This window comes from Nitratireductor soli (assembly GCF_001050155.1).
In the GTDB taxonomy this organism is placed as follows: Bacteria; Pseudomonadota; Alphaproteobacteria; order Rhizobiales; family Rhizobiaceae; genus Nitratireductor; species Nitratireductor soli.
Window position 1 is genome coordinate 21,515 of the sequence record NZ_LFVY01000014.1, and the last position, 19,601, is coordinate 41,115.

22 protein-coding genes are annotated in these 19,601 nt (G+C 64.5%); 16 read left to right on the forward strand and 6 right to left on the reverse strand.

What is annotated here, in order from left to right; all coding sequences use genetic code 11:
- Nucleotide 1 precedes the first annotated feature (1 nt).
- The 3 genes from AB843_RS17605 to AB843_RS17615 are packed head-to-tail and all read right to left on the reverse strand — an operon-like array spanning nt 2 to nt 1,869.
- Nucleotides 2–1,096: a YeeE/YedE family protein gene (locus AB843_RS17605; RefSeq protein ID WP_048648303.1), complete on the reverse strand. Its 1,095-nt coding sequence runs from the start codon at nt 1,094–1,096 to the stop codon at nt 2–4.
- Between the two features lie 39 nt (nt 1,097–1,135).
- Entirely contained in the window at nt 1,136–1,501 is a 366-nt protein-coding gene (locus tag AB843_RS17610) for an ArsR/SmtB family transcription factor (RefSeq protein ID WP_048648200.1), read from the reverse strand.
- A complete protein-coding gene (locus AB843_RS17615; RefSeq protein WP_048648201.1) occupies nt 1,498–1,869 on the reverse strand; it encodes a thioredoxin domain-containing protein in 372 nt (123 codons plus the stop codon). The genes AB843_RS17610 and AB843_RS17615 overlap by 4 nt, the downstream gene beginning before the upstream one ends.
- A gap of 114 nt (nt 1,870–1,983) precedes the next feature.
- Here AB843_RS17615 and AB843_RS17620 point away from each other — a divergent pair, with 114 nt between their 5' ends.
- The 9 genes from AB843_RS17620 to AB843_RS17660 all read left to right on the forward strand — a co-directional run bounded on the left by AB843_RS17620 (nt 1,984) and on the right by AB843_RS17660 (nt 9,980).
- On the forward strand, nt 1,984–2,718 hold the full coding sequence (locus tag AB843_RS17620; RefSeq protein WP_048648202.1) for a cytochrome c biogenesis CcdA family protein: 735 nt from the start codon (nt 1,984–1,986) through the stop codon (nt 2,716–2,718).
- Between the two features lie 11 nt (nt 2,719–2,729).
- Nucleotides 2,730–3,314 carry a SoxW family protein gene (locus tag AB843_RS17625; RefSeq protein WP_048648304.1) on the forward strand — a complete coding sequence of 195 codons (585 nt, stop codon included), beginning with the start codon at nt 2,730–2,732 and terminating at the stop codon, nt 3,312–3,314.
- 139 nt (nt 3,315–3,453) lie between these two features.
- Entirely contained in the window at nt 3,454–3,912 is a 459-nt protein-coding gene (gene soxX, locus AB843_RS17630; protein ID WP_048648203.1) for a sulfur oxidation c-type cytochrome SoxX, read from the forward strand.
- 15 nt (nt 3,913–3,927) lie between these two features.
- Nucleotides 3,928–4,383 carry a thiosulfate oxidation carrier protein SoxY gene (soxY, locus tag AB843_RS17635; protein WP_048648204.1) on the forward strand — a complete coding sequence of 152 codons (456 nt, stop codon included), beginning with the start codon at nt 3,928–3,930 and terminating at the stop codon, nt 4,381–4,383.
- An 18-nt stretch (nt 4,384–4,401) separates the two neighbouring features.
- Entirely contained in the window at nt 4,402–4,728 is a 327-nt protein-coding gene (soxZ, locus tag AB843_RS17640) for a thiosulfate oxidation carrier complex protein SoxZ (RefSeq protein WP_048648205.1), read from the forward strand.
- A gap of 111 nt (nt 4,729–4,839) precedes the next feature.
- Nucleotides 4,840–5,661: a sulfur oxidation c-type cytochrome SoxA gene (gene soxA, locus AB843_RS17645; RefSeq protein ID WP_048648305.1), complete on the forward strand. Its 822-nt coding sequence runs from the start codon at nt 4,840–4,842 to the stop codon at nt 5,659–5,661.
- Nucleotides 5,662–5,757: 96 nt separating this feature from the next.
- On the forward strand, nt 5,758–7,449 hold the full coding sequence (soxB, locus tag AB843_RS17650) for a thiosulfohydrolase SoxB (RefSeq protein ID WP_048648206.1): 1,692 nt from the start codon (nt 5,758–5,760) through the stop codon (nt 7,447–7,449).
- Between the two features lie 163 nt (nt 7,450–7,612).
- The gene (soxC, locus tag AB843_RS17655) at nt 7,613–8,875 is read left to right on the forward strand and encodes a sulfite dehydrogenase (RefSeq protein ID WP_048648207.1); all 1,263 of its coding nucleotides are present in this window, start codon (nt 7,613–7,615) and stop codon (nt 8,873–8,875) included.
- Complete coding sequence (locus AB843_RS17660; protein WP_048648208.1) at nt 8,859–9,980, forward strand: c-type cytochrome; 1,122 nt, start codon at nt 8,859–8,861, stop codon at nt 9,978–9,980. The genes soxC and AB843_RS17660 overlap by 17 nt, the downstream gene beginning before the upstream one ends.
- Nucleotides 9,981–9,983: 3 nt before the next feature.
- Here the strand turns inward: AB843_RS17660 and AB843_RS17665 are convergent, their stop codons facing one another.
- Nucleotides 9,984–11,090: a YeeE/YedE thiosulfate transporter family protein gene (locus tag AB843_RS17665; RefSeq protein WP_048648209.1), complete on the reverse strand. Its 1,107-nt coding sequence runs from the start codon at nt 11,088–11,090 to the stop codon at nt 9,984–9,986.
- 129 nt (nt 11,091–11,219) lie between these two features.
- On the opposite strand from AB843_RS17665, the gene AB843_RS25690 reads away from it, so the two are divergent.
- From AB843_RS25690 to AB843_RS17695, 7 genes are all read left to right on the forward strand, one after another.
- Nucleotides 11,220–11,504, forward strand: a complete 285-nt coding sequence (locus AB843_RS25690) for a hypothetical protein (protein ID WP_157384548.1) — start codon at nt 11,220–11,222, stop codon at nt 11,502–11,504.
- A complete protein-coding gene (locus AB843_RS17670; RefSeq protein WP_048648210.1) occupies nt 11,501–12,523 on the forward strand; it encodes an ABC transporter substrate-binding protein in 1,023 nt (340 codons plus the stop codon). Before AB843_RS25690 ends, AB843_RS17670 begins: the two co-directional genes overlap by 4 nt.
- A gap of 102 nt (nt 12,524–12,625) precedes the next feature.
- On the forward strand, nt 12,626–14,131 hold the full coding sequence (locus tag AB843_RS17675; protein WP_048648211.1) for a sugar ABC transporter ATP-binding protein: 1,506 nt from the start codon (nt 12,626–12,628) through the stop codon (nt 14,129–14,131).
- Entirely contained in the window at nt 14,131–15,120 is a 990-nt protein-coding gene (locus tag AB843_RS17680; protein ID WP_048648306.1) for an ABC transporter permease, read from the forward strand. Before AB843_RS17675 ends, AB843_RS17680 begins: the two co-directional genes overlap by 1 nt.
- A complete protein-coding gene (locus AB843_RS17685) occupies nt 15,117–16,073 on the forward strand; it encodes an ABC transporter permease (RefSeq protein ID WP_048648212.1) in 957 nt (318 codons plus the stop codon). The genes AB843_RS17680 and AB843_RS17685 overlap by 4 nt, the downstream gene beginning before the upstream one ends.
- A complete protein-coding gene (locus AB843_RS17690; protein ID WP_048648213.1) occupies nt 16,070–17,086 on the forward strand; it encodes a LacI family DNA-binding transcriptional regulator in 1,017 nt (338 codons plus the stop codon). The genes AB843_RS17685 and AB843_RS17690 overlap by 4 nt, the downstream gene beginning before the upstream one ends.
- Before the next feature lie 22 nt (nt 17,087–17,108).
- On the forward strand, nt 17,109–18,353 hold the full coding sequence (locus AB843_RS17695) for a Gfo/Idh/MocA family protein (protein WP_048648214.1): 1,245 nt from the start codon (nt 17,109–17,111) through the stop codon (nt 18,351–18,353).
- A gap of 337 nt (nt 18,354–18,690) precedes the next feature.
- Here AB843_RS17695 and AB843_RS17700 read toward each other — a convergent pair whose 3' ends face one another.
- Nucleotides 18,691–18,990 carry an FmdB family zinc ribbon protein gene (locus AB843_RS17700; RefSeq protein WP_048648215.1) on the reverse strand — a complete coding sequence of 100 codons (300 nt, stop codon included), beginning with the start codon at nt 18,988–18,990 and terminating at the stop codon, nt 18,691–18,693.
- A 68-nt stretch (nt 18,991–19,058) separates the two neighbouring features.
- The gene (locus AB843_RS17705) at nt 19,059–19,571 is read right to left on the reverse strand and encodes an AmiS/UreI family transporter (RefSeq protein ID WP_048648216.1); all 513 of its coding nucleotides are present in this window, start codon (nt 19,569–19,571) and stop codon (nt 19,059–19,061) included.
- Nucleotides 19,572–19,601: the final 30 nt, after the last annotated feature.

Below are 19,601 nucleotides of genomic sequence, written 5' to 3' on the forward strand. Positions count from 1 at the left end.
GCTACTCCGCCGGCTCCGCCGCGTTGCGGCGGAAGGCGGCGAGCACAGATCCCTCGAGCAGATAACCGAGGCCCATGCGGGCGCCGAACATGATCGAGGCGATGGCGATGGGCGCCGATAGCGCAAGCACGGAGACCGCGGAGATGCCCTGCCCGATGGTGCAGCCAAGGGCGAAGACGCCGCCGGTGCCCATCAGGAAGCCGCCCGCCAGATGCCGGCCCAGTTCGCGCGCGTCGTCGCAGGCCTCCCAGCGAATGTCGTCGCGCCGCCAGGCGCACAGGGCGGCGCCCGCCACGACGCCCAGCACCAGCCCGACGCCATAATCCGGCCAGGTGCCGGTCAAGGCGATGGCCTGCAGGATCGTGTCGCCGACCGGCACGACGAAGGAACCGGCTTCAAGCTGCACCGGCTCGAAGGAATAGCGCGCCGCCAGCGCCGTCGCCAGCCAGCCGAAGGCGATGGCCGCGCCGATGACCGAGCCGGCGACAATCAGGTCGCGCGCCTTGCGAAAAACACCGTCGCGAAAGATCCACCAGAACAGGAGAACGGCAGCCAGCACCGCCACGGCGATGTGCATATCGACGCCGGAAATGGCGCTCGCCAGGCCGCCCAGGGACTGGTCGCCGGCGAAGGAGAGATCGATGGCGAGATTGTCGACCGTGGCGATGCGCAGACTGCCGATGACACCGCGTTGCGCGGCAAGCGCCGAGAGCCCGAGCACCAGAAGGACGATCAGGCCGCGCAGGCTGCCGCCGCCGAGCCGCACCAGTGCGCCGAAGCCGCAGGTGCCGGCCAGCGCCATGCCGAAGCCGAAGGCGATGCCGCCGACGATCGCTCCGGTCAGGCCAAAGAAGGGCTGCAGGTAAAAGCTCTGGCCAAGATCGATGGTACCCGTCAGCATCAGGGTTTGCGTCAGGACCATCGCCACGCCGGCGGCGAGCGCCCAGGTGCGCAGGCCGCGGCTGTCGCCGGCATACCAATGGCGCTCGAGAGCGGCCATGGTGCAGAAATGCCGGCGCCGCGCCACATAGCCCATGACGCAGCCAGCCAGCAGACCGGCCACCACCAGGAAGCCGGGCGCTTGCAGAAATTCCATCATTTCCTCCCGCGGCCGAATGGCCGCAAAGCCGCACCGTCAGGGCTCGCGAATCTTCGGCTCTCCCTTCCTGACCGGCGCGCAGAACAGATCGTACAAAGCCTCGATCACCGAGCCGACCTCGGCGCTCGCGATGGAATAATAGATGGCGCGGCCGTCGCGCCTGGTGTTGACCAGCCGGTCGAAGCGCAGGCGCGCCAGCTGTTGTGAAACCGCCGCCTGCGGCATCTTCATGATGTCTTCCAGCTCGGAAACCGACTTCTCGCCTTCGGCAAGCAGACACAGGATCAGCAGCCGGCTCTCATGCGACAGCGCCTTCAGCAGGTCGCTCGCCTTGCGCGCCTGTTCGAGCAGCGCTTCGAAATCCTCCGGCGACTGGTCGGATTTGAGTCTCGGCAGGCTCATTGGCTCTCCGTCTGGTCCATTTTCCCAATCAACTCGCCGAGAAGATACCAGAAAAACTCGTCGCCGGGATAGCCGCGCATGCGGCCGATCTCGCGGCCGTCCTCGACCAGGACGAAGGTCGGCGTGAAACGTTCCGATGGAATGCCTTGCAGATCGGCCGGCCACGCGCCGGTAATGTCGACCCGGCGCAGCGGCGCGCGCCGGCCCTCCGGCGTCTTCGCGTAGGCCGGTGCGATCTCGGCATTGAAGCGGGCGCACCAGACGCAGCCGGGTTGTTCAAGCATGACCAGTTCGGCCGCCGCGAGCGGTGTTGAAAGCAGCGCAAAAAGCATGGCCGCAAGGCAAAGGATCGGAGAACGATTTTTCATGTTTGCAACATATAGTAATTTCCGCATATCTTCCAGCGGGATCGCATCGCTGATTTAACAGGGCTTGCCTGGGCAAACCCAATCTCGTCAGGGGCGCGCGGCGGAGGGAAGTGAATGCTGGATGTCAGTCTTGGCGGTGCGCTGTTGGCGGGGCTGTTGTCCTTCGTCTCGCCCTGCGTGTTGCCGATCGTGCCGCCTTATCTCGCCTGGCTCGCCGGTCTCAGCTTCGAGGAACTGAACGCCGAGGAGATGGAGGCGGGGCGCAAGCGGCGCATCATCATGGCCGCCATCGCCTTCGTTCTCGGCTTCACCACCGTTTTCGTCGCACTGGGCGCCACGGCAAGCGTGATCGGCCGCACCATCGCCCAGTATTTCGATGTGCTGTCGGTGATTGCCGGCGTGATCATCATCATCATGGGCCTGCATTTCCTCGGCGTCTTCCGCATCGCGCTGTTGTACCGCGAGGCGCGGGTGCAGGTGAGCAAGAAGCCGGCCGGGCTGATCGGCTCCTACGTGATGGGGCTGGCCTTCGCCTTCGGCTGGACGCCCTGCGTCGGGCCGGTGCTGGCGGCGATCCTGTTCGTCGCCGGCTCGGAAGGATCGGCGCTCAGGGGCGCCTCGCTGCTCGCCGTCTATTCGCTCGGCATCGGCATCCCGTTCATCCTGGCGGCTGTCTTCGCCAGCCGCTTCCTCGGCTGGGCGGCGCGCTTCCGCAAGCACATGCACAGAATAGAAATGGCCATGGGCGGGCTCCTGGTAATCACCGGCATCCTGTTCATCACCGGCCAGATGTCGGCCATTTCCTACTGGCTTCTCGAAACATTTCCGGTATTCCAGACCATCGGATAGGAGTGCGCATCATGTTCAAAACGCTTTTCGCCGCGATCGTCCTTTTTGCCGCCGCCGCCCTGCCAGCCGCCGCCGAGATCGGCGAGGACGGGCTGCACAAGGAAGCGTGGTTCTCCCTGACCTTCCGCGACATGGCCGAGGACATCGACGCCGCGCGTGAAGAGGGCAAGCGTCTTGCCATCATCTTCGAGCAGCGCGGCTGCATCTATTGCGCCAGGATGCATGAGGACCTTTTGAGCGACCCGGAAGTGCGCGACTACATCGACGCGCATTTCAAGGTGGTGCAGTACAACATGTTCGGCGACGAGGAGGTGACCGACCTCGACGGCTCGACGCTGACGGAGAAGACCGCCGCGCGCAAATGGGGCTACGTCTTCACGCCGACCATCGTCTTCCTTCCCGAGGAAGCGCCGGAGGGCAAGACCGTGGCCGAGGCGGCCGTCGCCACCATGCCCGGCGCCTTCGGCAAATGGACTTTTCTGCACATGTTCCAGTGGGTGTCGGACAAGGGCTATGAAGGCGACGAACACTTCCAGAAATACCACGCGCGCAAACTCGATGAATTGCGCGCGGCGGGAAAACTGGCGGACGAATGAGCCGGGCGTTTCGATGTGGACAACGACATATGCAAGATTTTATATTTTTCCATTGAAGATCGCGCGGGGCACGGGTAGCGTGACCGACAAGAGGTATCCGCGCGCTCAACGCGGAAAAGGGAGCGGAGGAGACAAGCCGATGATTAAGGTGACACGACTTTTGTGCGCGGCGTTCGTGATGCATGCCGGCGCAGCTTTTGCCGACGAGACCGCTCCCGACAAGGTGATGTTCGAGGATTTCGCCGTGCAGGCGTCGCTGTCCGGCCAGGCAGGGGATCCCACCGAAGGCGCCAAGGTGTTCAAGGATCGCGGGCTCGGCAATTGCCTGGCCTGCCACGAGAACGCCGGCATGAAGGGCGACCTCTTCCACGGCACGGTCGGCCCGGCTGTCGACGGCGTTGCCGAGCGCTGGGAGCCGGCGCAGCTGCGCGCCATCGTCTCAGACGCCAAGCAGGTGTTCGGCGAGGAAACGGTGATGCCCGGCTTCTATTCGCTGAAGGTTGGAAAGAACGTGGCGAAGGACCTGGTCGGCAAGACCATCCTTTCCGCGCAACAGGTTGAAGACGTGGTGGCCTATCTCGCCACGCTCAAGGAATAGACGAGGAGAATGCGTATGAACATCAACAGACGCCAGGCGCTTGGCCTTTCGGCCGGTGCCGTCGCCTTCGCCGCGACGGGCTTTTCCGCCCTGCCGGCGCTGGCCTCGGCGGAAGACGCCGACAAGCGCATCGCTGATTTCGCCGGCGGCAAGACGCCGGAAGCGGGCAAGCTGACACTGACGGCGCCGGAAATCGCCGAGAACGGCAACACCGTGCCGATCTCGGTTTCGGTCGATAGCGCCATGGAAGGCGACGATGTGGTCGAAGAGGTGATGATCCTCGCCGAAGGCAACCCGAACCCGGACGTCGCGACCTTCCGCTTCAGCGAAGCAAGCGGAACTGCGGCGGCGACGACCCGCATGCGGCTTGCCAAGACGCAGAACGTCATCGCGGTTGCGCGGATGAAAGACGGCACGACCTACATCGACAAGAAAGAAGTGAAAGTGACCATTGGCGGCTGCGGCGGCTGATCAGGAAGGAATTTCGAAATGGCTACCCCAAAACCCCGCGTCAAGCTGCCCAAGACCGCGTCTGCCGGCGAAGTCGTCACCATCAAGACGCTGATCAGCCACACGATGGAATCGGGACAGCGCAAGGACAGTGACGGCAAGGTCATCCCGCGCCAGATCATCAACAAGTTCAGCTGCGAGTTCAACGGCGCGCCGGTGTTCTCCTGCGACATCGAGCCGGCCATCTCGGCCAACCCCTATTTCGAGTTCAGCGCCAAGGTGAAGGAGAGCGGCACGTTCAAATTCACCTGGGTGGACGATGACGGCTCCGTCTATGAGGACGAGCAGACCATCGAAGTTAAATAACGGCGCGAAGCGCCGGCGAAGTGAAATAACGGCGCGAAGGCGCCGGCAAGAAAACAAGTGCTTGGGAGGAGAGCCGTGAGACACTCATTAGCCATCGTCGGACTGGGCATGATGGTGGCGGCATTGCAGATGCCGCTGACGGCTCAGGCCGATCCCGTGGACGACGCGCTTGTCATCGACGATATCGAGATGGTCACACGTACGAAAGCGCCGGAAGGCCACCCGCTCGACGAGGTTCGCTCGGGCTGGCTCTACCGCGAGGCCGAGACGCGCGAACTGGAAGCGGATTCCTTCCAGAATCCGGGCATGCTCTATGTCGAGCAGGGCGCCGACATCTGGAACCGGGTCGAAGGCCCGGAAGGCAAGTCCTGCGCCTCCTGCCACAACGATGCGGCCGAGACCATGAAGGGCGTCGGCGCGAACTATCCGAAATGGGATGCCGACGCCAAGCGGCCGATCAACATCGAGTTGCAGGTCGACAAATGCCGGGTCGAGAACATGGGCCTTGAGGCCTACAAGTTCGACGCGGCCGAGCAGAAGGCACTGACCACCTACATCAAGAACCAGTCGCTCGGCGAACCGGTGAAGCTCGATCTCAGCCAGGGCGAGCTGCAGAGCTGGTGGGACCAGGGCAAGGAACTCTACTACACCCGCACGGGTCAGTTGAACTTCGCCTGCGCGTCCTGCCACGAAGCCAATTCCGGCCAGTATATTCGCGCCGACCATCTGAGCCAGGGGCAGGCCAACGGCTTTCCCGTCTACCGTCTGAAACAGGCCGACATGGTGTCGTTGCACAACCGTTTTCGCGGCTGCATCCGCGACACGCGGGCCGAGACGCCGAAGGCCTTTTCCGATGAGCTGATGGCGCTGGAGGTCTATGTCACCTGGCGCGGCACCGGTCTTTCGGTCGAGACGCCCTCGGTGCGGCAATAAGCTTATGCGATGGGCGGCCCCGCCGCCCATTCCTTCCTTTCGATGACGCCGTTCTCCGGGATACTTTCCGGGGATGGTTTGGCCATGGAGTTTTGAATGTTCTCTCGACGCGAGTTTCTGATGGCGGGCGCCGCACTTTCGGCCGTTGCCGGGCCCGCACTGGTCGGCCAATGGTCACGGGCGGCGGCGCAGCAGAAATTGGGCGAGAACGATCTGCTCGACTTCGACGCCTTCGGCAATGTCACGCTGGTGCATGTGACCGACATCCATGCGCAGCTCATGCCCGTCTATTTCCGCGAACCCTCGGTCAATCTTGGCGTCGGCGCGGCGGCGGGCCTGCCGCCGCATGTGACGGGGGCAGATTTCCTGAAACTCTATGGCATCGAGCCGCACAGCCCGCATGCCTATGCGCTGACGTCGGAGGACTTTTCCGCCCTGGCCAGGAGCTACGGCAAGATGGGCGGGCTCGACCGCATCGCGGCGATCATCAAGCGCATCCGCGCCGAGCGCGGCGACAACACGCTGCTGCTCGACGGCGGCGACACCTGGCAGGGCAGCTACACCTCGCTGAAGACCAACGGCCAGGACATGGTAACGGCGATGAACGCGCTGGAGCCGGACGCCATGACCGGGCATTGGGAGTTCACCTATGGCGCTGACCGGGTGACCGAGATCATCGACGAACTGCCCTTCGCCTTCCTCGGCGGCAACATCTATGACGCGGAATGGAACGAGCCGGCCTTCGAGGCCTACAAGATGTTCGAGCGCGGCGGCGTCAAGGTGGCCGTCCTTGGCCAGGCCTTCCCCTATACGCCGATCGCCAATCCACGCTGGATGTTCCCCAACTGGTCGTTCGGCATTCGCGAGGAGGATGTGGCGGCCAATGTGGCCGAGGCGCGCGCGGACGGCGCCGAGCTGGTGGTGCTGTTGTCGCATAACGGCTTCGACGTCGACCGGGCGCTGGCCTCCCGCGTCGAGGGCATCGACGTCATCCTGACCGGCCATACGCATGACGCGCTGCCCGAGCCGGTGCTGGTCGGCAAGACGCTGCTGATCGCCAGCGGCTCGCACGGAAAGTTCGTCACCCGGCTCGATGTGGACGTGCAGGACGGGGCGATGAAGGGCTTCCGCCATCGCCTGATCCCGGTTTTCTCCGATGTCATCGCGCCGGATGCGGAGATGACCAAGCTGGTGGGCGAGCTGCGCGCGCCCTATGCGGACGAATTGAAGCGCGAGCTTGCCCGCACCGACGCGCTCCTTTATCGGCGCGGCAATTTCAACGGCACGTTCGACGATTTGATCTGCCAGGCGCTGCTCGACGTGCGCGAGGCCGACATCGCCCTTTCGCCCGGCTTCCGCTGGGGCACATCGGTGCTGCCCGGCCAGGCGATCACGGTCGAGGATTTGCACAATGCCTGCGCGATGACCTATCCGGCCGCCTATCGCTCGACGATGAGCGGCGAGACCATCAAGACCATCCTGGAAGACGTGGCCGACAACCTCTTCAACGAGGACCCCTATTACCAGCAGGGCGGCGACATGGTGCGCGTCGGCGGCATGGGCTACGCCATCGATCCCGGCCAGACCATGGGCAACCGCATTTCCGGGATGACCCTGTTGAAGACAGGCGAGGCCGTCGAAGCATCGCGCGACTACACCGTGGCCGGCTGGGCCTCCGTCAACGAGGCAACCGAGGGCCCGCCGATCTGGGACGTGGTGGAAGAATACCTCACCCGCAACCCGCTGGTGCAGCTTGAGGAAAACCGCTCGGTTAAAGTTGCTGGATAAAGGCCGGCAAAGCCGGCTGATCCCAATTTTCCCGTAACGCTCTGCCGGTACGCGGAAGTCAATTCGCCGCGAGCGTTGGACAGGCCAGTCCCGTCCTGATATATAGCAAAATTCATATGTTTATTTGTATCGCCCCTTTCGGTAGAGGAGCCGGATTGCACTCATGACGAAGACATCCACAAGACGCGGCTTCATGAAGGGCGGGCTGACGGCAGGCGCAGCACTTGCCACCGCCGGCCTTGTTGCGCCGGCGCGCGCCGGGGGCGACCCGGCGATCACCGAGATCCAGGACTGGAACCGCTATTCGGGCGCCGGCGTCGACGCCAGCCCCTATGGCAAGCCTTCCGATTTCGAAGCGCATGTGATGCGGCGCAATGTGGCCTGGCTGACGGCCGACCCCGTCTCATCGGTCAATTTCACGCCGCTGCATGAGCTCGACGGCATCATCACGCCGAACGGCCTGTGCTTCGAACGGCATCATGCCGGCGTGGCGGAGGTGGACCCGCAGCAGCACCGGCTGATGATCAACGGCCTGGTCGACACGCCGCTCGTCTTCACCATGGCCGACCTGATGCGCTTCCCGCGCGAGAACCATATCTACTTCCTCGAATGCGCAGCCAATTCCGGCATGGAATGGCGCGGCGCACAGCTCAACGGCTGCCAGTACACGCACGGCATGGTGCATTGTGTCATGTATACGGGCGTGAAGCTGAAACACCTGCTCGCGGAAGCGGGCGTGAAAACAGCCGGCAAATGGGTGATGCCCGAAGGCGCAGACGCCTCGGCCATGACGCGCTCGATCCCGCTTGAGAAAGCGATGGAGGACTGCCTGGTCGCCTTCAAGATGAATGGTGAGGCGCTGCGCCCGGAACAGGGCTATCCGCTGCGCCTCGTGGTGCCCGGCTGGGAAGGCAATATGTGGGTCAAATGGCTGCGCCGCCTGGAAGTGGGCGACGAGCCCTGGCACGCCCGCGAGGAGACCTCGAAATACACCGACCTGCTCGCCAACGGCAAGGCGCGGCGTTTCACCTGGGTGATGGACGTCAAGTCCGTCATCACCAGTCCCAGCCCGCAAATGCCGATCACGCACGGCAAGGGCCGCACCGTGCTCACCGGGCTTGCCTGGTCGGGTGCGGGCAAGATCTCGCGCGTCGACGTGAGCCTCGACGGCGGGCGCAATTGGGTGACGGCGCGGCTCGACGGGCCGAGCCTGACGAAGGCGCTGCACCGCTTCTACCACGAGTTCGATTGGGACGGTTCGGAGCTTTTCCTGCAATCGCGGGCGATCGACGAAGCCGGCTTCGTTCAGCCGACCAAGCAGGAATTGCGCGCCGTGCGCGGCGCAAATTCGATCTATCACAACAACGGCATCCAGACATGGCATGTGGCGAAGGACGGAGTGGTCGAAAATGTCGAGATTTCTTAAGGCCCTTGCGGTGCTCGCGCCGTTCCTGATCACCGCCAATGGCGCCACGGCGCAGGATGCCGATGCCGGCGCCAAGGTGTTCAACAAATGCAAGGCCTGCCATGTGGTCGGCGAAGGCGCCAAGCACCGGGTCGGGCCGGAACTGAACGATCTGTTCGGCCGTACCGCCGGTTCGGCCGAGGGCTACAAATACTCGCCCGCCATGACCACGGCCGGCGAAGGCGGCCTCGTCTGGAACGATGAAAGCCTGCATGCCTATCTCGTCGCGCCACGCAGCTTTGTGAAGGGCACGAAAATGGCCTTCGCCGGCCTGAAGAAACAGGAGGAGATCGACAATCTCCTCGCGTTCCTGAAATCCTATTCCAGCGATGCGGCCGCACCGCAGGAGGAGGAGGCCAAGCCCGAGGAAAAGAGCGAGGCGCCGGCAGCCGCACCGGAGAAAAAAACCGAGGCGGAAATCCCGCCCCCCTCTGCTGCCCCCGCGACGGCAGTTGCCACGCATGGCGTGTTTCATCTCGGCCGCCCGGCGACCGGCGACGAAATTGCCGCCTGGGACATCGACGTGCGGCCGGACGGACAGGGATTGCCCGACGGCCGTGGGACCGTCGCCCAGGGCGAAGTGCTCTATTCGGACCAGTGCGCAGCCTGTCATGGCGATTTCGGCGAGGCGATCGGCCGCTGGCCGGTGCTGGCCGGCGGGCTGGACACGCTGACCAATGACCGGCCGGTCAAGTCCATCGGCTCCTATTGGCCGTATCTGTCGACCGTCTATGACTACATCCGCCGTTCCATGCCCTTCGGCGACGCGCGCTCCCTGTCGGATGACGATGTCTATGCGCTGACCGCCTATGTGCTGTATCTGAACGACATCGTGACGGACGAGGATTTCGAGCTCAGCCGCGACAATTTCACCGCCGTCGATATGCCCAACAAGGACGGCTTCATCGACGACGACCGCTTGTCCGAGACGCACTACGCCGACAAGGCGGAACCCTGCATGAAGGATTGCAGACCGGGCACGGCCGAGATCACCGCGCACGCCGCCGTGCTCGACGTGACGCCTGACGGCGAGGACGATGGAGAGGGCGCCCCCTCCATCGAATAGGCTCTACTCGGCGGGAACGGGTGCAGCCTGACGCGCCTCGTTCCCTGCCCGCACCGGGCGGTCAACGAAACGGTCCGCGACGGCAGCGCCGGCAATCATGGCGGCAAGGCCAGCGACCGACGACAGCGCCAGCACCGAGCCGCCGGTAAAGCCGGCGCCGATGGTGCAGCCGACCGCCAATATGCCGCCAAAACCCATCAGCACCGCACCAAGCGTGTAACGCAGGATCGAGGGCGTGCCGGGCTCGGCGAAAGTGGCGATGCGGAAATCGCGAAACGCCAGCGCTGCCAGCAAGGCGCCGAGCAGCGTGCCGATCAGAACGCCTTGATCGAGGCCGGGATCGAGGCCGGCGCTCCCGGCGCCACCGAGGATTTCACCGGTAGTGGCAAGCGGCCGGATATAGGACAGGCTTTCGGCCTGGATCGGCTCGAAGAGCTGCTGCGAGATCGCATAGGTGAACCACCAGCCGGCGACGACGGCGAGACCAACACCAACGCCCCCCAGAAGCCGCCACAGCGAGGGACGCGCCTTGACGACCAGGCCAAGCGCAGCAACGGCCACAAGCGCGCCGAGCGCAACGCCCGCCCAACGGCCGAGACCGGCATGGGCGAGGATGTCGTTGCCGCCCACATCCGCCGTGCTCCACAGACCCGACACCGCGTCGCGGGCCGGCACCAGGAAGCCGCTATAGGTGGCCAGGCCCACCACGGCGATGATCAGCGACGAATAGAGGGCGCGCAGATTGCCGGACGCCGTCAGCACCAGAAGGCGCGACACGCAGCCGCGCGCCAGCACCATGCCGACGCCGAACACGCCGCCGCCGATCAGCGCCCCGGACAGGCTTTGCGCGGTGGAGAAAAAGCGCGTTTCGGTGACGTTGAGCTGATCCTGCAACAGCAGCAATTGTACGCCGAGCACCGCGACGGCAAAGCCCGCGGCCCAGATGGCAAGCGCCTGCAAGTCGCGTCTGCGTGTCAGATCGAGCACCGCCGAACGGGTGCAGAAGCGGCTGCGCTGGGCGAAAATGCCGAATGCCGCGCCAACCACCGCACCACCCGCCAGAAGCGCACCGCTTTCGCCGAAGCGGTCGATCAGGGGTACAAAATCCATGACTATCGTCTCCAGTAGACTGATATTCCAAGATACTGGAAAAATACCGTGGTTTGAGGGTATGGTTTTGCTCCATTCAAGCGCTCGCTGGAACAAACCAAGCGCCGAAAGCCTCAAACAGAGACTGCTTTGCCGAACGCTGCCGACGACGCCTGTTTCGAGCGGCGGGCGGTGCCGACAGCAGTAAAGGAGCGGATTTGGCATGGCTGCAGTGCAAACCAGCGCTGCTTTGTGCAAAAGACGTATAAAAACACTGTTGAAATCGATTTCATTCTGAATACAATCGATTTCATTGGCGCGGCACGCTCGATTGAGCCGCTGAGGACGCGTCAATGGAGGAATTGGCGCGCGGCCACCGGTGGAGGAGAAACCATCCGGATCGGCGGCGCATCTTGTCAGGGAGGAATTTCATGAAACGATTGGCAACAATCGCGGTGGCCGCCGCGGCACTCGCCGGCACGGCGCTTTCGGCCTATGCGCAAGATTTCAAGATCGGCCTGTCGAACGGCTGGGTCGGCAGCGAGTGGCGCACGCAGATGATCGAGGAGGCGGAAGCGGCCGCTGCCCTGTGGAAAGAGCGCGGCGTCAACGTCGAAGTGGTGGCGCAGAGCGCCAATGTCGACGTGCCCGGCCAGATCGCCCATGTGCGCAACTTCATCAGCCAGGGCGTCAACGCCATCATCATCAACCCGAACAGCCCGACGGCCTTCGATCCCGTCTTCGCCCAGGCCAAGGAAGCCGGCATTCTGGTGATCGCCACCGACGCCGAAGTCTCCTCGCCCGATGCGACCTATGTCGGCATCGACCAGAAGGGCTGGGCGATGGAAAGCGCCAAATGGCTGGCCGAGACATTGGCGGGCAAGGGCAAGGTCGTGGCCATCAACGGCGTTGCCGGCCATCCGGCAAACGAGATGCGCGTCGCCGGTTATCGCGAAGTGTTCGGCCAGCACGAAGGCATCGAGATCGTCAACGAAGTCAACGCCAACTGGGACCAGGCACAAGGCCAGCAGGCGATGCAGAACCTGCTTGCCACCTATCCCGACATCGATGGCGTCTGGGTGCAGGACGGCATGGCCGCCGGCGCCTGGCGCTCGATCATGGATGCGGGCAAGGGAGGCGACATCGCTGCCACCGGCGAGATCCGCAAGGATTTCATCGACATCTGGACCGAGAACAAGCTGAACTCCGGCGCTTCGGTGAACCCGCCCGGCGTAATGGCCAGCGCGTTGAACGTCGCCGTTTTGATGCTACAGGACCGCGAATTGAAGGAGCCGGCGACGGCCGGGCAGTATGGCAACGCCATGTATCTGCCGATCCCGTTCATCGGCTCGGACAACCTCGCCGAGGCCGCGGCCTCGATGGAGGGCAAGCCCGGCTACTACTCCTACACCAGCGCGCTGTCGATCGAAGACGCCGAGGCGCTGTTCAAGTAGGATTTGCGTCGGCGCTCGCCCCTCACCCTTACCCTCTCCCCGCAGACGGGGAGAGGGAGGCATTAACGCCGTGCCAACCTTGAAGCGATTGATGTACGGGTCATGACCAAACTCAAGCTCAGCGGCGTGAGCAAGGCTTACGGCGCAACAATGGCGCTTCGCCGCGGCGATCTGGAGATCGAGGCAGGCGAGGTGCATGTGCTGATCGGCGCCAACGGCTCCGGCAAGAGCACGCTGTGCAAGATCGTCGCCGGCAGCGTGCGCCCCGATCATGGCGAGGTGCTGATCGACGACACGCCGGTGACCGTCAGCGGGCCGCGCGCCGCGCAGGCGCTCGGCATCGGCATCTTCTATCAGGAGCTGAGCCTGGCCGAACACCGCAGCGTGGCCGAAAACATCCTGATGCCCGACCTGCCGCGCGAGGGCGGTGTGTTCATCGATCGCCAGGCGCTTGTCGAAAAGGCAGCGCGCGTCATCGCGCTGTTCTCGAAAGTTGCGGGAGCGGAGCTGACCGCCGAGACGCCGATCGGCCGATTGCGCGCCGACCAGCGACAACTGGTCGAGATCATGAAAGCGCTCGCTTCGGAGGCGCCGGTCCTCATTTTCGACGAGCCGACTTCGGCCCTCGACCGGGCGCAGGTGGACCGCTTCTTCGAAATCCTGCGTGACCTCAAGAGCGAGGGCCGCAGCATCGTTTTCATCTCGCATCGCATGGACGAGATTTTCGCCATCGGCGACCGGGTGACGGTCATCCGCGACGGTGAGACCGTCGGCACGGCGAAAATTGCCGACACCTCCCCGGAAAAGGTGATCCGCATGATGGTCGGCGAGCAGGAAGGGCTGGCCGCGCCACAGAGCGCCCCGCCCGCCACCGCCGCCGCGGCGGGAAGCGTGGCGCTTGTCGTGGCGGGCTTTTCGGGACAGGGCTTTTCCGATGTCAGCTTCGACGTGGCGCGTGGCGAGATCCTCGGCTTCGGCGGGTTGCATGGGCAGGGACAATCCGCCGTCCTGCGGGCGCTGTTCGGCGCGCCGCCGGCGCTGTCGGGAAGCGTGGCGCTCGGCGGCGCGGCGCTCAGAACCACCAGCCCGCGCGGCGCCATCGCCAGCGGGCTTGCCTATGTTTCCGGCGATCGCGGGCGCGACGGCGTCATCAGCGGCCGGCCGATCCTCGAGAACGTCACGCCGATCCATGCGCTGCGCAACCGATTGTGGCTGGCGCGTCCAGGCCAGCTGGCACAGAAAGCGTTGCCCGCGCTGAAGGCGCTCAACACGAAATTCGCCGGGCTGTCGCATTCCATCGGCTCGCTGTCGGGCGGCAATCAGCAGAAGGTCGTCATCGCCCGCTGGCTGATCGACCGGCCGGACGTGCTTTTGCTCGACGACCCGACCAAGGGCATCGACCTTTCGGCCAAGGCCGACCTTTTCGCGCTGATCCGCAAGCTCGCGGAAGACGGGCTGGCGATCATCCTGTACTCGTCGGAGGATGCCGAGCTTCTGAACAACGCCGACCGCATCCTGGTCTTCAACGGCGGCTCCGTCAGCCGCGAACTCGGCGGCGCCGACCGCACCCGCTACAATCTCTATCACGCAGCCTACGAGGCCGCATGATGGCGAACGCTTCACCCGTCACCATGGGCAACCAATCCCGATTCGGCGCCCTTCTTGGCCGCTTTCCGTTCCTGCCGGCGCTCATCATTCTCATCGTGCTTCTGGTGCTGAACGGCCTTTTCGAGCCGAACAGCCTGAGCTTCCGCTCGCTGACCGGCCTGGTGCGCACATACATGGCGCTGATGCTCCTGGCCGTGGCGCAGACCTATGTGGTCTATGCCGCCGATATCGACCTCTCGGTGGGCGCCATCGCCTCGCTGGTCAATGTGACGATCATCGTCCTGATGCAGCATCTGGGCGGCGGCGGGCTATCGGTGATGGCGGCCCTTGGCGTCGGCGTCCTCGTCGGGCTTGCCTGCGGGCTGGTCAACGGTCTCGTCGTGGCGGCACTGCGCCTGCAGGCGATCGTCGCCACCTTCGCCACCAGCATCTTCTTCACCGGGCTTGCGCTGACGATCCTGCCTGTCGCCGGCATGCCGGCGCCGGCGGCCTTCTGGCGCACCTATGGCGGCAGTTTCCTCGGCATTCCGTTCGTCTTCTACTGCGCCGCTGGCCTTGCGATCCTGCTCTACCTGCTGGCGCGCTCACGGCTTGCAACACAGCTTCTGGCGGTCGGCGACGGGCAGCAGGCGGCATTCCAGAGCGGCCTGCCGGTGACGGCGATCCGCATCGGCGGCTACGCCTTGTGCGGCGTGTTCGCCGCGCTCGCCGCCTTCTGCATCACGGGCGATACGGCAAGCGGCGATCCGCTGGTCGGCGCGAAGATGACGCTGTTCAGCGTCGCCGCCGTGGTGCTCGGCGGCAGCGCGCTGTCGGGCGGTTTCGGCACGGTCGTCGGTTCGGTGATCGCCGCACTGATCATCGGGTTGATCAACGCGCTGGTCTTCTTCGCCGGGACGCCGTCGCATTGGCAGAATTTCGTCCAGGGGCTGGCGATCCTCGCCGCCCTGATGGTCGGCATACTCGTCAGCCGCCGGGGGCGCAGATGAGCCGCGTCATCGATGTCATCAAGAACCCGCTGGCGGTGGCGCTTGCCCTGATCGTCGCGCTGCTTCTCCTCGGCAATGCGCTGTCGCCGGGCTTTGCCTCGGGCCAGCAGATCCTGCGCCTGCTGATCGTCGCAGCCCTGCTCGGCATCGTCGCGGCCGGACAGAACCTCGTCATTCTCGGCGGGCGCGAGGGCATCGATCTTTCCGTCGGCGGCGTGGTGTCGCTTTCGGCCATTGTCGCCGGCAATGCGATGAACGGCATGGATGGCGGCATTCCGCTTGCCATCCTCGCCTGCATCGCCACAGGTGCGTTGTTCGGCCTGCTGAACGGGCTCGGCGTCACGCTGCTGCGCATTCCGCCGCTGGTGATGACGCTCGGCATGCTCGGCGTTCTGCAAGGCCTGCTGGTCGTTGTCCGCCAGGGCATTCCGTCCGGCCGCGCAGCGCCCGCCCTGTCGGAATTCGTCACCAGACCCTTCCTGTTCGGCCTGCCCGGCATCCTGTGGCTGTGGGTTGCGATCGGCCTGCTGATGGCCTTCATCCTCAGCCGCACTGTGTTCGGTCATCGCATCTATGCCATCGGCTCGAACGAACAGGCCGCCTTCATGGCGGGCGTGCCCGTGCGCCGCATGCGCGTGTTGCTGTTCATGCTGTCTGGCGTCTTTTCGGCGATTGCCGGACTTTGCCTGCTCGGTTACTCCGGCTCATCATTTGCCAATGTCGGAGAACAGTACATGTTGCCGTCGATCATCGCCGTTGTGTTGGGCGGCACGCCCCTTGCGGGCGGCAAGGGCGGCTATACCGGCACCATGGCCGGGGCGGTGCTGCTCGTCATCCTGCAAAGCATCCTGACGACGATCAACATCGAGGAATCCGGGCGGCAGATGGTGTTCGGCGCCACATTGCTCGTGCTGATGCTGTTCTATGGTCGCGGCCGGGGGTTGCGCGCATGAACCGGCGGCCGAAGATCAAGGACATCGCCACGGCGCTCGGCGTTTCGCCGGCCACCGTGTCGCGCGCGCTTTCCGACAGCGCGCTGGTTACCGCCGAGACCCGGGCGCGTATTCGCGAAACGGCGGAGGCGCTGAACTACCGCCCCAATGTCAGCGCGCGCAATCTCAGGACCGCCCGCTCGATGGCGGTGCTGATGGTGGTGCGCGATGTCGGCAACCCCTTCTATCTCGACATCCTGAAAAGCGTCGAGGCGACGGCGCGCGCCGCAGGCTACTCGGTGCTGATGGGCAATACGGAGAACGATCCAGAGCGCGAGATCGAGTATTTCGACATGCTGCGCGACGGGCATGCGGACGGCATGATCCTGATGACCGGCAAACTGCCGCAAGAGGACGGCGCGCATCACAAGCTGCCGCCCGGCGCGCCCATCGTCATTGCGCTGGAGACGATCGAGGATTCCGGTTTCCCGCATGTGCAGATCGACAATGTGGCGGCTTCACAGGCAGCGGTGGAGCACCTGATCGCGCTTGGCCACCGGCGCATCGCCCACATCACCGGTCCGGTGCCGGAGATCATGAGCGCCGATCGTCGCGAAGGCTACCGGCAGGCGATGCGGGCCGCCGGCCTCTGCGTGCCTGAAGGCTACGAACCGCACGGCAACTATCTGCTGCACAGTGGGGCTGCCGCGTGCAAGGCCTTGTTCGCGCTGGCCGAGCCGCCGACGGCGATCTTCGTCGCCAATGACGAAATGGCCTTCGGCGCCATCCATCAGCTGCGCAATATGGGGCGCGATGTGCCGGGCGACGTCTCGGTGGTCGGCTTCGACGATCTCTATCTGAGCGAGGCCTTCTACCCGCCGCTGACCACGGTTCACCAGCCGCGCATCGACATTGGCCGGCAGGCCATGACGATCCTGCTGAAAATTCTGTCGGGAGGGCAGGCGCCGGAAGCGCCGGTGGTGCTGCCCGCCACGCTGCGCGTCCGCGGCACCACCGCGCCGCCGAAATCCTGAATTCGAGAAGGGGAAACTGAGTATGAGCGCACAACCAAGAAAACGCCTGCGCATCGGCGTTGTCGGCACGGGCTTCATCGCCGAGTTCCATTTGAGGTCGATGGTCGGCGTGCGCCATGTCGATGTCACCGGCGTCTACAGCCGCAAACCCGAGAACCGGGCGCGCATCGCCAAGCTGGTCGCCGATCTGGGCCTGGGCGACTGCACCAGCCATGACAGCCTGGCGGCGATGCTGCAGGCGGAAGATGTCGATGCGATCTGGATCCTGTCGCCCAACGATACGCGCATCGACACCATGCGCACCATCCATGACGAGGTGGTGTCCGGGCGCAGCAAGGTGTTCGCCGTGGCCTGCGAAAAGCCGCTGGCGCGCACGGTGGCGGACGCCCGCGAAATGCTGCGGCTGGCCGAGGCCGCCAAGCTCAACCACGGCTATCTGGAGAACCAGGTGTTCGCCACGCCGGTCATCCGCGGCAAGGAGATCATCTGGCGCCGCGCCGCCTCCACCACCGGCCGCCCCTATCTGGCGCGCGCGGCGGAAGAGCATTCCGGCCCGCATGAGCCCTGGTTCTGGCAGGGCGAGAAACAGGGTGGCGGCGTGCTGCTCGACATGATGTGCCACAGCGTGGAGGTTGCCCGCCATCTTCTGACCGAACCCGGCAAGAAGCGGGATTCGCTGACGGTCAAGGGCGTCAATGGCATGGTGGCCAATCTGAAATGGACGCGGCCGCACTATATCGACGATCTGAAGAAGCGCTTTGGCGCGGAGGTCGATTATGGCAATCGGCCTTCGGAGGATTTCGCGCGCGGCAATGTCATGCTGGAAGACGAGGACGGCAACGAGCTGATCATCGAGGCCACCACTTCCTGGGCCTATGTGGGCGCCGGCCTGCGCATCCAGCTCGAACTGCTCGGCCCCGAATACGCGATGGAGTTCAACTCGCTCGGCACGGGGCTGAAGGTCTTCATGTCACGGGCGGTGCAAGGTGGAGAAGGCGAGGACCTGGTCGAGAAGCAGAATGCCGAGCAGGGGCTGATGCCGGTGCTGGAGGACGAGGCCGGCGTCTACGGCTATACGGACGAGAACCGGCACATGGTGGAATGCTTCCGCAAGGGCGAGGAGCCGCTCGAGACCTTTGCCGACGGCGTGGCGGTGATGGAGATCCTGATGGGGCTGTATCTCTCGGCCGAGACCGGCGAGACGGTGCGCTTCCCCAATCCGGAGCTGGAACACTATGTCCCGGTGGTTGCCCGTCCGGGGCGCTGACGTCGGCATTGGGCGCGGTCGGCGCGCGGGGATTTGCCGTTCAGGCCTGGATGCCCGGCTCGGAGGCCGGGCATGACGAGTTGTGGGGGAGGCCCTGTCAACTCGCCAGGCCAGGCGGTTGACATCAAGCCCATGAACCTTCGTCACTCTCGGGCCTCGACCCGAGAGTCCATACCGGAACGGTCGATCGCTTGGGCAAGCGCCCCTTCGCGCACCCCGGGCCTTAGGGCGGGATGAGGAAAAGTGCGAAGCGGTTTTCCGCCCGCATCCCGCTCTAACTTATTGAGAGCGATCACGTTTATGATTTTGGATTGATTCAATCCAAAATCATCGTGATCTAGTGGCCGATCATCCATCGGCGGCGCATCGATGGCGGCTTTTTCTTTAGGTTGCACATGCTGCATCCACAGCCGGCGAGATGCTCCCGCTTGACCACGCGCGGCTCGCTGGCGCTCTTTTCCGAGCGGGCCTGAGCCTTGCGCAGCGTTCCGTTCATCAGGCTCAGATGCGGGGCCGCGACGTCCCGCTCGCTTGGCGTCCGGCAACTCGGGCAGGCGCAGGCGCTGGTTGCCTCGGCCATCGACATCCATTCGTCGAATGGGCCGCAATCATCGCAGACATAGTTGTAAAGCGGCATTTCGGTCTCCGAAAATCAGAACAGGGAAAAGGCGGCGCGGGCGATTTTTCCGCCCGCGCCGCCGGTTCTCAAAGCTTGCCGTCGAGCAGCAGGAAGCCCGGCACCCAGCCGGTGACGATGCCGGCGAGCATCGTGGCGATGCCGGTCGGGCGCAGGATGTCGCGCTTCAGGCTGAGCAGCAGGAAGTACATGAACCAGACGATCGCCCAGATGGCCCAGTTGACGCCCATCCACATGTCGATCGCCGATTGCGCGCCAGCCAGCCCCTGCAGGGCGACGGGCGTCGCCGTGATGGCGATGAACAGGCTGAACCAGCCGAGCCCGCGCCCGTCGACGGCGACGACGCGGTTGTAGGCGACCCACAGATAGGTCGCGGTGAACAGCAAGGTGAGCGCCGCCGCCTTGATCGAAGCGGCATCGGCGTTGGCGCCGAAAGCCGAGGCGAGCGACACGCACAGCGTGACGAAGCCGGACACCACGTTGATGACGACGATTTCCTTGTCGTCGATTTTTCCCAGAAGCCAGAGCCCGTTGAGAAACAACACGGCGCCGACATAGAGCAAAGACAATCCGAGCAGCATGAGATCTCCTCCCGAAGGGCAGGGTCGGCC